9 protein-coding genes and 2 pseudogenes are annotated in these 13,627 nt (G+C 71.2%); 8 read left to right on the forward strand and 3 right to left on the reverse strand.

The window, feature by feature from the left end; all coding sequences use genetic code 11:
- Window positions 1–502 precede the first annotated feature (502 nt).
- Window positions 503–1,045, forward strand: a complete 543-nt coding sequence (locus RIM90_RS10575) for a bacterial proteasome activator family protein (protein WP_309060354.1) — start codon at window positions 503–505, stop codon at window positions 1,043–1,045.
- A gap of 97 nt (window positions 1,046–1,142) precedes the next feature.
- On the opposite strand, the gene RIM90_RS10580 is transcribed toward RIM90_RS10575, so the two are convergent.
- Window positions 1,143–2,792 (reverse strand): protein kinase, encoded by a 1,650-nt coding sequence (locus RIM90_RS10580; protein ID WP_375165425.1) that lies wholly within the window; start codon window positions 2,790–2,792, stop codon window positions 1,143–1,145.
- Between the two features lie 346 nt (window positions 2,793–3,138).
- On the opposite strand from RIM90_RS10580, the gene RIM90_RS10585 reads away from it, so the two are divergent.
- Window positions 3,139–4,734, forward strand: coding sequence for a protein kinase (locus tag RIM90_RS10585; protein WP_309060355.1), 1,596 nt, complete (start codon window positions 3,139–3,141; stop codon window positions 4,732–4,734).
- 38 nt (window positions 4,735–4,772) lie between these two features.
- Here RIM90_RS10585 and RIM90_RS10590 read toward each other — a convergent pair whose 3' ends face one another.
- A complete protein-coding gene (locus RIM90_RS10590) occupies window positions 4,773–5,804 on the reverse strand; it encodes a phosphotransferase (protein WP_309060356.1) in 1,032 nt (343 codons plus the stop codon).
- A gap of 410 nt (window positions 5,805–6,214) precedes the next feature.
- Here RIM90_RS10590 and pdhA point away from each other — a divergent pair, with 410 nt between their 5' ends.
- The 6 genes and pseudogenes from pdhA to RIM90_RS10620 all read left to right on the forward strand — a co-directional run bounded on the left by pdhA (window position 6,215) and on the right by RIM90_RS10620 (window position 13,360).
- A complete protein-coding gene (gene pdhA / locus RIM90_RS10595) occupies window positions 6,215–7,432 on the forward strand; it encodes a pyruvate dehydrogenase (acetyl-transferring) E1 component subunit alpha (RefSeq protein WP_309060357.1) in 1,218 nt (405 codons plus the stop codon).
- 1 nt (window position 7,433) lies between these two features.
- Entirely contained in the window at window positions 7,434–8,411 is a 978-nt protein-coding gene (locus RIM90_RS10600; protein WP_309060358.1) for an alpha-ketoacid dehydrogenase subunit beta, read from the forward strand.
- 10 nt (window positions 8,412–8,421) lie between these two features.
- The gene (locus RIM90_RS10605) at window positions 8,422–9,858 is read left to right on the forward strand and encodes a dihydrolipoamide acetyltransferase family protein (protein ID WP_309060359.1); all 1,437 of its coding nucleotides are present in this window, start codon (window positions 8,422–8,424) and stop codon (window positions 9,856–9,858) included.
- 195 nt (window positions 9,859–10,053) lie between these two features.
- Window positions 10,054–10,599: a GNAT family protein gene (locus tag RIM90_RS10610; RefSeq protein ID WP_309060360.1), complete on the forward strand. Its 546-nt coding sequence runs from the start codon at window positions 10,054–10,056 to the stop codon at window positions 10,597–10,599.
- Between the two features lie 290 nt (window positions 10,600–10,889).
- Entirely contained in the window at window positions 10,890–12,236 is a 1,347-nt protein-coding gene (locus RIM90_RS10615) for an FG-GAP and VCBS repeat-containing protein (RefSeq protein ID WP_309060361.1), read from the forward strand.
- A gap of 127 nt (window positions 12,237–12,363) precedes the next feature.
- Window positions 12,364–13,360: pseudogene (locus RIM90_RS10620) on the forward strand (IS5 family transposase).
- A 50-nt stretch (window positions 13,361–13,410) separates the two neighbouring features.
- Here RIM90_RS10620 and RIM90_RS10625 read toward each other — a convergent pair.
- Window positions 13,411–13,536 (reverse strand): annotated as a pseudogene (locus tag RIM90_RS10625) (D-alanyl-D-alanine carboxypeptidase); the annotation flags it as partial.
- Window positions 13,537–13,627: the final 91 nt, after the last annotated feature.

Here is a 13,627-nt window from a genome sequence, read left to right on the forward strand (position 1 = left end):
GAGGGAGAGGAGGAGGAAGGGGAAAAGGAGGAAAAGGAGGAAGAGGAGGAAGAGGAGGTGGAGGGAGAAGGCGAGGGCGAGGGGGAACGGGACACGAGGCCGGCGCCCGGCGCCTCCTCGGCCGCGTGCGCCACGGGAGTACCGAAGGGCGTCACGGCAGAGGCGTACGGCATCACCACCGCCCCCGTCCCCAGGACGACGCCCGTTCCCAGGACGGCCCCCACCCGCAGGGCGACCCCCACCCCCGTCGCCCCCACTGTGCGCAGCCATGGAGTCACGACCGTGACCTCCCGCGCCGACCGGTGCGCGTGCGCACCGCCGGCTAGATGGGACGGATGGACGCCAACAGCCTGCCATTCCCCCAGGAGCCGGGCATTCCGGATACCTCCGTCGGGTGGACCCCGCCCGGCCGGACGGCACATCCGTCCGCTCCGGCACGGTGGATCAAGCATCTCCGGGGGCACCACCGTGGGGAGACACCGGCGTACGAGAGAATGGCGGCATGGAGATGCCGAGGAACGAACGGTCGCCGGAGAATCCGCAGATCCTGGTCGTCGGCCAGGACGGTATGGCGCTCAGTGGCGGTACCGGAGACGAGGACTCCCGCGAGACCCCGGTGACGGAGCAGGTGGAGCAGCCCGCGAAGGTCATGCGGATCGGCAGCATGATCAAGCAGCTGCTGGAGGAGGTGCGCGCCGCTCCTCTGGACGAGGCCAGCCGGGTCCGGCTCAAGGAGATCCACGCCAGCTCGGTGAAGGAGCTGGAGGACGGTCTGGCGCCCGAGCTGGTCGAGGAGCTGGAGCGGCTCTCCCTGCCCTTCACGGACGAGGCGACCCCGAGCGACGCCGAACTGCGGATCGCGCAGGCCCAGTTGGTGGGCTGGCTGGAGGGCCTGTTCCACGGCATCCAGACCACGCTCTTCGCCCAGCAGATGGCCGCGCGCGCCCAGCTGGAACAGATGCGCCGCGCCCTCCCGCCCGGTGCCGGCGACGGCCACGAGGACTCCCACCACATGGGCGGCCGCTCGGGCGGACCGTACCTGTAACCGCCACCCGTCACCGTTTCCGCGGACCGCGGACAGCGCGGAAGGGGCCCGGCATCCGATGCCGGGCCCCTTCGTCACGCCTCGTACGGCCCCGGGGTCAGGACGGGGGGTTGCCCGTCGAGACCTTGAGGGTGATCTCGGGCATGTCCTCGGGGTCGACGTCCGTGCCGGCCGGCGGGAACTGGTCCCTGACGGAGCCCTCGCCGTAAGTGTTCTCGTCAACCTCGATGATCTTGAAGTCTCCCCAGCCGGCGGCCTGGAAGCACTCCTTCACCGACTTGATGTACTTGAACCTGAAGTCGGGGAGCCGGATCTTGTCGGGGTCGTTGTACGACTCCAGCGGCTCCTCGCACTCCTCCTTGTCGATCGTCTTCGTCGTGTCCGGCCCGCGGTAGCCCACCGCCTTGCTCGCCGACGCCGATGCCGAAGCCGAGGCGCCGCCGTCTTTGCCCTGGGTCTCCTTGTCGTCGCCGTTCAGGGCCAGCACCCCGATCAGGCCGCCGACGACGAGGAGGGACACGACGATCGCCCCGATGATCACCGGCTTGTTGCTCCGGCGGCCGCCCGAGTCGCCCGACACCGAGGCCTGGGGCGAGATGGTGTACGGCGGCGGGGTCGACGGCCCCGGCTGCTGCGGGGAGTACGCCGACGGGGCGGGAGTCCGGTAGCCGCCCTGCTGCGGATAGCCGTACGCGGGGGACGGCGCCGGGGTGCCGTACGGGTTCTGGTGCGGGGCCGGCTGGTACGGCGTCTGGATGTTGCCCGTGGGCGCCGGGGTCGCCTGGTCGACGGGCGGGAACACCGCGGAGCCGACGCCCGCGCCGCTGGGCGCCTGGGTGCCCGGGACGATGCTCGGCGGGGCCGGGTGGAAGGACTGCGCCACCCGCAGGCACTCGCCGCGCATGGCCTCCGCGCTGGGGAAACGCTCGTTCGGGTTCTTCTTCAGCGCGCGGGCGATCAGCGCGTCCACGGCCGGCGGCAGCGAGCGGTTGATCGAGGACGCCGTCGGCGGCTCCTCCTGCACGTGCGCGTACGCGATGGCCAGCGGCGAGTCCGCGTCGAACGGCAGCCGCCCGGTGACCAGCTGGAACAGCATGATGCCGACCGAGTACAGGTCGCTGCGCGCGTCCACGCCCCGGCCGAGCGCCTGCTCCGGCGAGAGGTACTGCGGGGTGCCGACGACCATGCCGGTCTGCGTCATCGACGTCACACCGGACTGCATGGCGCGGGCGATGCCGAAGTCCATCACCTTGACCACGCCGCGCTTGGTCATCATCACGTTGCCCGGCTTGATGTCCCGGTGGACCAGCCCCATCTCGTGGCTGATCTCCAGCGCCGCCAGCACGTCCGCGGTGATCTTCAGCGCCTTGTCGGCGGGCATCGCGCCGTACTGCCGCACGTCCTCGTCGAGCACCGAGCCGAGCGGGCGGCCCTCGACGTACTCCATGACGATGTACGGCGTCGTCATGCCGTCCACATCGTCCTCGCCGGTGTCGAAGACCGACACGATGTTGGTGTGCGTGAGTTTCGCCACGGACTGGGCCTCGCGGCGGAAGCGCTCGCGGAAGGCCTGTTCCCGGCCGAGTTCCGTGTGCAATGTCTTGATGGCGACCTGGCGGTCGAGCACGCTGTCGTAGGCCAGGTGCACCGAGGCCATGCCGCCCTGGCCGAGCAGGTCCCGCAGTTGGTACCGCCCGCCGGCGAGTGCCCGCCCCGCGTCCCGGCCCCGTGCGCCGTCCTGGCTCATGTTCCGCGTCCCCCGTAGCCTCTCCGGCGCCGCCGTCGGTGACCGATCCGTCGTAGATCCAATGTGCTATTCCCGGCCAAGTCTGCCCCAGGCCACTGACACGTCAAGCGCGGTGCCCGTTCCGTGACCGTACGCGAAAGAAGCGTCGCGGAAGCGTTACAGGGGCCGCGCGGCCGGTACGCAGAATTTGCACGACAGTACGGAGTGCGGGTTTGATGACCGGTCCGTCTCGTGTCGGTCCTGGCAGCCCGTCCCGGACCGGAGGCTTGCGCGGAGGCTGTAGCGTGGCCGACGGAGACCGTAACAACACCGCGCGCACCGCGGGCAGAAACGACGGCGAGGACTGATGGCACAGCAGCAGCGCGCTCAGGGCCCGTCCGACCCCGAGGCGACTGGCGGCGGCATGTCGGACGCGCCGGACAACTGGGGTAACGGCGGGCTTGTCGGCGACGGCCGGTACCGGTTGACCCACAGGCTCGGCCGGGGCGGCATGGCCGAGGTGTTCGCGGCCGAGGACGTGCGCCTCGGGCGCACGGTCGCCGTCAAGCTGCTGCGTTCCGACCTCGCCGAGGACCCGGTGTCCAAGGCGCGCTTCACGCGCGAGGCGCAGTCGGTGGCCGGTCTCAACCACCATGCCATCGTCGCCGTGTACGACTCCGGCGAGGACACGGTCGGCGGCCAGTCGGTCCCGTACATCGTGATGGAGCTGGTCGAGGGCCGCACCATCCGCGATCTGCTGATGAACGCCGAGGCGCCGGGCCCCGAGCAGGCGCTGATCATCGTCTCCGGCGTCCTGGAGGCGCTGGCCTACTCGCACCAGCACGGCATCGTGCACCGCGACATCAAGCCGGCCAACGTCATCATCACCAACAACGGCGCCGTGAAGGTGATGGACTTCGGCATCGCCCGCGCGCTGCACGGCGCGTCCACGACGATGACGCAGACCGGCATGGTCATGGGCACCCCGCAGTACCTCTCGCCGGAGCAGGCGCTCGGCAAGGCCGTCGACCACCGCTCCGACCTGTACGCCACCGGCTGCCTGATGTACGAACTGCTGGCGCTGCGTCCCCCCTTCACCGGTGAGACGCCGCTGTCGGTGGTCTACCAGCACGTCCAGGACATCCCGACGCCCCCGTCGGAGGCCTCGGACGCCTGCCCGCCGGAGCTGGACGGGCTGGTCATGCGCTCCCTCGCCAAGGAGCCCGACGACCGTTTCCAGACGGCCGAGGAGATGCGCGGGCTGGTCCAGTACGCGCTGCAGATGCTCTACGAGCAGGGCGGCCACACCGGCACCTGGAACACCGGCCCGGTGGAGACGCACGAGGGCCGGCACACCCCGGCGGCGGGCTTCGCGGGCACGACCGTGATGCCGCACCCGGACGCCTCCGGCACGGCGGCGATCCCGCAGCCGATCCTGCCCGCCGGGTACGGCGGCGGGGACGACGGCGGCTTCGAGGGCCACGGCAACCAGGGCAGCGGACGCGGCAAGCTGTGGGTCCTCGCGGTGCTCGCGGTCATCGCCATCACGGCGGGCGTGGCGCTGGCGCTGAACAACGGCGGCGGGGGCGAGGGCGGAGGCGGCCCCTCCAAGTCGCCGACCACCTCGCAGACCACCAAGGACGAGACGCCCAGCGAGACACCGAGCGACGACGCGACCGAGGAACCGACCGATCCCGGCACGGACACCGGCACCGGCACGGGTACGGGCTCCGGCGACGGCTGGGACCCGTCGTACACGCCGTCGTACACGCCGTCGCAGGAGCCGACGGAGGAGCCGACGGGCGAGCCCACGGGCCAGCCGAGCGGCCAGCCGAGCAACGAGCCGACGGAGCCGGGCCCCGAGGAGCCGCCGGACTCGCCGCCGGTCACGCCGCCGACGGGCGGCACGGACCCGGGCGGAACGGCCGGTGAGCCGGGCGACCCCGACAATCCACTGGGCTGACCCGTCGTCGTCGGACCGCCCCTTCCCGGCCGCTCCCCTCACCCCACGAACGCCCCGCACACCGCGTCGTACTCCCGGGTCCACCACACCGCCAGTGCCGCGGTGGCCGGGAACTGGGAGTCCGCTCGGGTGTCGCCGCGCTCGTAGTGCCAGCGGAGCATCCAGAAGTCGTTGAGGCGCTCCCACCACACCCGGTGCACCGCCGCCGCCAGCTGGGAGGGCGTCGCCCCCGCGGCACGCCGGTACGCGCGCGCGTAGGGCCGTACTCTCCGCAGGTCGAGCGTGCCCGTCGGCCGGACGAAGAAGATCGCCGCGGCGCGTACGGCCTCCTCCGCGCGGGGCCGCACGCCCAGCCGGTCCCAGTCGACGATCGCGGCGGGCGCGTCCCCCCGGTAGAGCACGTTGAACGGGTGGAAGTCCCCGTGCACCCACCCCACCGCGCCCCCGCGCGGAGGACGCCGGTCGGCGTGCCGCTCCAGGAGGGCGCGGCGTTCGAGCAGGCGGTGCCGGGCGAGTGCGTCGAAGGAGTCGGCGGGCCGGTGCCGGCGCACGCGCGTGAGCAGGTCGTCGATGAGGGCGAAGGTGTCCGCCGGGTCGGCGCTCTCCGCGGGGGCCGGACCGGCGCGTCCGTGCGCCGGCATCACGTGCTCCAGCCCGGCGTGCACCGCCCCCAGCAGTGACCCCAGCCGTCCGCACTGGCCCGGCGTGAGCTGCCCGCCGTGCCGGTGCCGGCCGTCGATCCACGGGTGCAGGGCGTACGCGTGGCCGCCGACGACCGCGACGGTGCGCCCGTCCCGGCCGGGGAGCGGCGGGGCCACCGGAACCCCGAGGTCGGCCAGGCGCCGGGTGGCCCGGTGCTGGCGGACGATGGCGGCCGGGTCGGCGGTCTCGGGGTCGAAGTGGTGCTTGAGGAAGAACCGGCCGCGCGTCGTGCACAGGCGGTAGCCGCGGTTGAGCAGGCCCTCGTCGACCGGTTCGCAGGTGAGGGGCGAGCCGGCGGCGTACCGGCGCAGCAGGGCGCCCAGTGGGGGCGCGTTCGGTACAGGGGGTGGTACACAGAGGCGCGACACGCGGCAGATGCTAGGGCACTCTCCGGGGCTCCTGAGCTGCGCCTTGTCACAGACGGTCAGTTCCAGTCGCCGACCGTGCTCGAATTGGCGCCGATCGCGAAACTCGACTCTTCCCGTGTCCGGGGTGACCGGGATAACGTGCCGTTGCTCCGGCCTCTTGCAAGGCTGTGACCAGCGCGCCTTCGAATTCTTGCGGATTTACTTGGAAATCCAAGCAAAAACGCAGGTCAGAGGAGGTTTCACAGATATGTGAAGTACTGGGTAACGTGCTTGTTGCAGGGCGCTCGCCGGGGCACCTGTCACGCCTGTTCCCGGCCGAGTGGCACCCACCCCGTGCCCGGTGGTCGAGAAAAGGTGAGCCGCACTGGCCTACCGGCAACCCCGGGGGCCGGACCGACGGAGGAGCACACGTGACCGTGGAGAGCACTGCCGCGCGCACACCGCGACGCAGCGCCGGAACCAAGGCCGGCACCACCGGCACCAAACGCACCACCAACACCACCAAGAAGGCCACCGGCGCGAGGAAGAGCTCCGGAAAGAGCGCCGAGCCCGCCCTCGTCCAGCTGCTGACCCCCGAGGGCAAGCGCGTCAAGAACGCCGAGTTCGACAAGTACGTCGCCGGCATCACGGCCGAGGAGCTGCGCGGCCTGTACCGCGACATGGTGCTCACCCGCCGCTTCGACGCCGAGGCCACCTCCCTGCAGCGCCAGGGCGAGCTGGGCCTGTGGGCCTCGCTGCTCGGCCAGGAGGCGGCGCAGATCGGCTCCGGCCGGGCCCTGCGCGACGACGACTACGTCTTCCCCACCTACCGTGAACACGGTGTCGCCTGGTGCCGCGGGGTGGACCCGACCAACCTGCTCGGCATGTTCCGCGGCGTCAACAACGGCGGCTGGGACCCGAACGGCAACAACTTCCACCTGTACACGATCGTCATCGGCTCCCAGACCCTGCACGCCACGGGGTACGCGATGGGCGTCGCCAAGGACGGCGCGGACAGCGCGGTGATCGCCTACTTCGGCGACGGCGCCTCCAGCCAGGGCGACGTGGCCGAGGCCTTCACCTTCTCCGCGGTCTACAACGCCCCCGTGGTGTTCTTCTGCCAGAACAACCAGTGGGCGATCTCCGAGCCCACCGAGAAGCAGTCCCGCGTGCCGCTGTACCAGCGCGCGCAGGGCTTCGGCTTCCCGGGCGTCCGGGTGGACGGCAACGACGTCCTGGCGAACCTGGCCGTCACCAAGTGGGCCCTGGAGCGGGCCCGCGCCGGTGAGGGCCCGACGCTGGTCGAGGCGTTCACCTACCGCATGGGCGCCCACACCACCTCCGACGACCCGACCCGGTACCGGGGTGACGAGGAGCGGCTGGCCTGGGAGGCCAAGGACCCGATCCTGCGTCTTCGCCGCTACCTGGAGTCCTCGAACCACGCGGACGAGGGATTCTTCGCGGAACTCGAGTCCGAGAGCGAGGCGTTGGGCAGACGAGTGCGCGAAGCGGTCCGTGCCATGCCGGACCCGGACCATTTCGCCATCTTCGAGAACGTGTACGCGGACGGACACGCGCTCGTGGACGAGGAGCGGGCGCAGTTCGCCGCCTACCAGGCGTCGTTCGCGGACGCGGACGGGGGAAAGTGACATGGCAGAGAAGATGGCCCTGGCCAAGGCGATCAACGAGTCGCTGCGCCGTGCCCTGGAGGCGGACCCGAAGGTCGTCGTCATGGGCGAGGACGTCGGCAAGCTCGGCGGCGTCTTCCGGGTGACGGACGGCCTGCAGAAGGACTTCGGCGAGAGCCGCGTCATCGACACCCCGCTCGCCGAGTCGGGCATCGTCGGCACGGCGATCGGCCTGGCCCTGCGCGGCTACCGCCCGGTGGTGGAGATCCAGTTCGACGGCTTCGTCTTCCCGGCGTACGACCAGATCGTCACGCAGCTCGCGAAGATGCACGCCCGCTCGCTGGGCAAGGTCAAGCTGCCGGTCGTCGTGCGCATCCCCTACGGCGGCGGCATCGGCGCGGTGGAGCACCACTCCGAGTCCCCGGAGTCGCTGTTCGCGCACGTGGCGGGCCTGAAGATCGTCTCCCCGTCGAACGCGTCCGACGCGTACTGGATGATGCAGCAGGCCGTCCAGAGCGACGACCCGGTGATCTTCTTCGAGCCCAAGCGGCGCTACTGGGACAAGGCCGAGGTGAACACCGAGGCGATCCCCGGCCCGCTGCACACCGCGCGGGTGGTGCGCGAGGGCAGTGACCTGACCCTCGCGGCCTACGGCCCGATGGTGAAGCTGTGCCAGGAGGCCGCGGACGCGGCGGCCGAGGAGGGCCGCTCCCTGGAGGTGCTGGACCTGCGCTCGGTCTCCCCGATCGACTTCGACTCGATCCAGGCGTCGGTGGAGAAGACGCGCCGCCTGGTCGTCGTCCACGAGGCACCGGTGTTCTTCGGCTCCGGCGCGGAGATCGCCGCGCGGATCACGGAGCGCTGCTTCTACCACCTGGAGGCCCCGGTGCTGCGGGTGGGCGGCTACCACGCCCCGTACCCGCCGGCCCGCCTGGAGGAGTCCTACCTCCCGGACCTGGACCGGGTGCTGGACGCCGTCGACCGCTCGCTGGCGTACTGAGGAGAGGGTCGTGACGACGATGACGAACGCGTCCGTACGCGAGTTCAAGATGCCGGACGTGGGCGAGGGCCTCACCGAGGCCGAGATCCTCAAGTGGTACGTCCAGCCCGGCGACACCGTCACCGACGGCCAGGTGGTGTGCGAGGTCGAGACGGCGAAGGCGGCCGTCGAACTGCCCATCCCCTACGACGGTGTGGTCCGCGAACTGCACTTCCCCGAGGGCACCACGGTGGACGTGGGCACGTCCATCATCGCGGTGGAGGTCGCGGGCGGTCCGGCTCCGGAGGCCCAGGCCCCCGCGCCGGTGGCGGAACCGGAGCCCGCGTCGGCTCCGCAGGAGCCGAAGACCGAGGGCTCGGGCCGCCAGCCCGTGCTGGTCGGCTACGGCGTGGCGACGTCCTCCACGCGCCGCCGCCCGCGCAGGGCCGCGCCGGACGCCGCCGCCCAGCAGGTGGCGGCGGCCGTCCAGACGGAACTGAACGGCCGCACCCCGGCACCGGCGCCCGTCGCCGGGCCGGCCGCCGCGCAGCAGCGCCCGCTGGCCAAGCCGCCGGTGCGCAAGCTGGCGAAGGACCTCGGCGTCGACCTGGCCACGGTCACCCCGACCGGCCCGGACGGCGTCATCACCCGCGAGGACGTCCACGCGGCGGTGGCGCGGCCGACGGCTCCGGCCGAGCCCGAGGCCCAGGTACCGGCGGCCGCACCCGCCCCGGCGGCCGCTCCGGCCCCGGTGTCGTACGACACCGCCCGCGAGACCCGCATCCCGGTCAAGGGCGTCCGCAAGGCCACGGCGGCGGCGATGGTCGGTTCGGCGTTCACCGCGCCGCACGTCACGGAGTTCGTGACGGTGGACGTGACGCGCACGATGAAGCTGGTGGAGGAGCTGAAGCGGGACGAGGAGTTCGCGGGCCTGCGCGTGAACCCCCTCCTGCTGATCGCCAAGGCCCTGCTGGTCGCGATCAGGCGCAACCCCGACATCAACGCCTCCTGGGACGAGGCGGCCCAGGAGATCGTGGTCAAGCACTACGTCAACCTGGGCATCGCGGCGGCCACCCCGCGCGGCCTGATCGTCCCGAACATCAAGGACGCCCACGCCAAGACGCTGCCCCAGCTCGCCGAATCCCTGGGCGAACTGGTGTCCACGGCACGGGAGGGCAGGACCTCCCCGTCCGCGATGCAGGGCGGCACGGTGACGATCACCAACGTCGGCGTCTTCGGCGTCGACACGGGCACGCCGATCCTCAACCCCGGCGAGTCCGCGATCCTCGCGGTCGGTGCGATCAAGCCCCAGCCGTGGGTCCACAAGGGCAAGGTGAAGCCCCGTCAGGTGACCACCCTGGCGCTGAGCTTCGACCACCGCCTGGTGGACGGGGAGTTGGGCTCCAAGGTCCTGGCCGACGTGGCCGCGGTCCTGGAACAGCCGAAGCGCCTGATCACCTGGGCGTGACCGCTCGGCACTGCGGCGGCCCCCGCCTCCGGGCGGGGCCGCCGTGGTGTCCGGGCGTCCGTCACGGGGAAGTGGGCCCGGCGGGCTGGTCGGCGGACACCCGGGCGTCCTGCGACACCGTCGCCGCCGCCACCCCGGTCGGGCCGGCTTCCTATTCGGTTGCCGCAGGCCGGACCGGTCGGATAGGAAGCCTGCATGCTGAAGGGTGACAGGGTCGGGCTGAGGGCCCGGCACGAGGAGGACATCCCGATCCTGCGGGCCGAGCTCTACGACGACGTGGTCAACGGCTCGCGGGCGGAGGGCGGGCCGTGGCGGCCGATCACGCCCGGCTCGAAGGATCCGCGGCTCGTGGTGGACGACAAGGAGCAGGGGCACGTCCCGTTCTCCGTGGTGGAGCTGGACGGCGGCACGCTGGTCGGCACCGCGACGCTGTGGGGCATCGACACCCACAACCGGAACGCGCACATCGGACTGGGGCTTCTGCCGTCCGCCCGCGGCAAGGGCTACGGCACCGACGTGGTCGCGGTGCTGTGCCACTACGGTTTCGTCGTGCGCGGCCTGCACCGGCTGCAGATCGAGACGCTGTCGGACAACGCCGCGATGCTGCGCGCGGCCGAGCGCAACGGCTTCGTCCGTGAGGGCGTGCTGCGCTCCTCGGCCTGGGTGCTGGGCGAGTTCCTGGACGAGGTGCTGCTCGGACTCCTCGCCCAGGACTGGAAGCCGGACGCGAAGCACCACTAGGGAGTGTTCTGAGTTGAGATCACGGGATCGGTCATTCCCGCTCCAGGAGGGTGCTGGCTGCGGTAGACCGGTCGCGTGACTCGTGGTGACCTTACCGATGCCGAGTGGAGTCGATCGAGCCGCACCTGCCGCTGGAGGCGTTCGGACCGATCCCTGACCTGCGTAGCTGTCCGCCTGCAACCTTTTCCCCCGTCCGCCTGTCTCCTGATCACCAACCGCTCCTGTCTCTGTGGTCCCTGAGCAATCAATCGGCACAGGAGCGGTCGCACAGAATCATCAGGAGACACTTCATGCGCATTCGCCCCGCAGCCTGCGCGGCACTCCTCGTGGCGTCCCTCGCCCCCGTCCTCACGGCACCTCCCGCCAGCGCGGCGGCGGCCAGGTACGCGGACGACTTCAACGGCGACGGCTACCGCGACTACGCCAGCTACACCTACGAGCAGTACAGCAAGGGCGGCGGCGTCCGGATCACCTTCGGTACCGCCTCCGGACCCGGCACCCAGACCCAGTTGATCACCCAGGACAGCCCCGGTGTCCCCGGCGCCGACGAGACGGAGGACCAGTTCGGCGACGTCCGGGTGCCCGCCGACTTCAACGCCGACGGATACGGGGACCTCGCCGTGTCGGTGTCGCGCGAGGACGTCGACGGACGCACGGACGAGGGCGGCGTCGTCATCCTGTGGGGAAGCGCGACCGGCCTCTCGGGTGGCACCGCGATCCCCAACGCCGGCGCCAAGGTGTCGAACGCCCGCTTCGGCCGCGACCTCGCCGCCGGGGATTTCAACGGGGACGGCAAGAAGGACCTGGCCGCGATCAGCGGGAGCAAGGCCTACGTCTACCGCAGCATCACGCGCACCGGTGCGGCAGGCTCGGTCACCAGCCACGACAAGACGACGAGATTCGCGCCCACGTCCCTGGTCCCGGGCAACGTGAACGGGGACTCCAAGACCGATCTGGTGATCATCGGAATCACCGACGAACCCGACAACTTCGGCACGGACGCGTGGTTCATCAAGGGCGGCTCCTCGCTCAGCGCGGGCAAGACCCTGCGCCTCGTCACGAACTACGGCGACCCCAGCGAGGCGGTGATCGCCGACTTCGACAAGGACGGCTACGGGGACCTCGCGGCGGGCAGCCAGATGTACAACAACTACCGGGGCCGGGTGTCCCTCTGGTACGGCTCCTCCACCGGCCCCGCTACCGCCGTCCGTATCACGCAGGCCACCGCCAGCGTCTCCGGCACCCCGGAGTCCGGCGACCTGTTCGGCTCCTCCGTCTCGGCCGCCGACATCAACGGCGACGGCTACAAGGACCTCGCGATCGGCGTCTACGGAGAGAAGATCAGCCAGGAGACGACCGAGGGCGGCGTCCACGTCCTGCGCGGCAGCGCGAGCGGGATCACCGGCACCAACTCCCAGTGGCTCGCCCGCAACACCGCCGGCGTCCCCGGCGGCGTCGCATGGAACGACTGCTTCGGCGAGCCGGTCCGCCTCCGCGACACCAACCGCGACGGCAAGGCCGACCTCTACGTCGGCGCCGTCAACGGCTCGCTGCGCTTCCCCGGCACGTCGTCCGGCGTCACCACGACCGGTGTGACCGACGCCGACACCGAACTCATCTGGGGCATGCTCCAGTAGGCCCGGCCTCCCGCCCAGCTGCCTGGGGTTCGCCTTGTTCGTACGAGTGCGCCCGCGTCGTGGCCGCTCGCGCAGTTCCCCGCACATTCCCGCTCCAGGAGGGTGCTGGCTGCGGTAGACCGGTCGCGTGACTCGTGGTGACCTCACCGATGCCGAGTGGAGTTGATCGAGCCGCACCTGCCGCTGGGGGCGTTCGGACCGATCCCTGACCTGCGTAGCTATTTCAACGCGGTGATGTGGCGGTTCCGTACCGGCAGCCCCTGGCGGGATGTGCCGGACAGCTACGGCTCCTGGTCGACGATCTACGACCGGTTCCGGATGTGGGCGCGTGACGCGGTCTTCCAGACCCTCATGGACGCGATGATCGCCGAGGCAGCGGCCCGCGACGATGTCGATCTCAACCTGGCCAGTGTGGACTCGACGGTTGTCCGCGCGCATCACCATGCGGCGGGCATGGTGGCCGACCCGGAACTCCTTGAGGATCTGGAGAAGGCCGTGGCGGAGGAAAAGGGGCTGCAGCAAAGGGGCAAAACGTCCCCGTAGGAGAGGGGTCCGCGGACATGGAGGATCCCGAGCGGGACCAGCGCCGGGCCGTGCGCCGACGCCGCAGGGCCCGGCTGCGGGCCGCCGAACCGGGCCGCTCCCGGGGCGGGCCGACCAGCAAGGTCCACCTCGCCGTTGAGCGGCGCTGCCGTCCGCTGTCCATCATCCTCACCCCCGGTCAGGCCGCGGACAGCCCGCGCTTCATCCCCGTCCTCAAGAAGATCAAGGTCCGCGGCCGGGTCGGCCGTCCCGGGACCAGGCCGGACGCAGTGGCCGGCGACAAGGCTTACTCCTCCCGCGCCAACCGTGCCCACCTGCGCAGACGCAACATCAAGGCGGTGATCCCGGAGAAGGCCGACCAGGCCGCCAACCGCAAGAAGAAGGGACACTCCGGCGGCCGCCCGGTCAGCCACGACGCCACGCTCTCCAAAGATCGCAACACCGTCGAGCGAGCCATCAACAAGTTCAAGGAGTGGCGGGGGCTGGCCACCCGCTACGACAAGACACCCGAGAGCTACGCCGTCGGGCTCCACCTGCGCGGATCCATCCTCTGGTTGCGCAGCCCGCCAGCCCTCCCGTGATCCCAACTCAGAACAGGCCCTGGGGGGCACCACCCGGAGCGAGGCGGTCCGGCGCCCGGTCCACAGCGTGTCACGCGCCGGGAGGCGATCGTGCCGCTGTAGTCGCCGGGCAGCGTGTTCGTGTTGGTCCACGGCGCCATCGTCCGCGTGCCGTCCGTCTTGGTGATCGTCTCGGCCTGGGCGTGAGGGCCGCGAACCGAATAGGCTCATGACGGGAGGGACGCCACAAGTTGAGGTTGAGGCGTCCCTCCCGCTGTGCCCGGACTC

Source organism: Streptomyces sp., assembly GCF_031181555.1.
Taxonomy (GTDB): Bacteria; Actinomycetota; Actinomycetes; order Streptomycetales; family Streptomycetaceae; genus Streptomyces; species Streptomyces fimbriatus.

Bases quoted from the DNA above. Each gene is read 5' to 3' on its own strand.
- RIM90_RS10580 (WP_375165425.1), bottom strand. From the start codon at position 2,792: ATGAGCCAGGACGGCGCACGGGGCCGGGACGCGGGGCGGGCACTCGCC.
- RIM90_RS10615 (WP_309060361.1), top strand. From the start codon at position 10,890: ATGCGCATTCGCCCCGCAGCCTGCGCGGCACTCCTCGTGGCGTCCCTC.
- RIM90_RS10610 (WP_309060360.1), top strand. From the start codon at position 10,054: ATGCTGAAGGGTGACAGGGTCGGGCTGAGGGCCCGGCACGAGGAGGAC.
- RIM90_RS10585 (WP_309060355.1), top strand. From the start codon at position 3,139: ATGGCACAGCAGCAGCGCGCTCAGGGCCCGTCCGACCCCGAGGCGACT.
- RIM90_RS10575 (WP_309060354.1), top strand. From the start codon at position 503: ATGGAGATGCCGAGGAACGAACGGTCGCCGGAGAATCCGCAGATCCTG.
- RIM90_RS10600 (WP_309060358.1), top strand. From the start codon at position 7,434: ATGGCAGAGAAGATGGCCCTGGCCAAGGCGATCAACGAGTCGCTGCGC.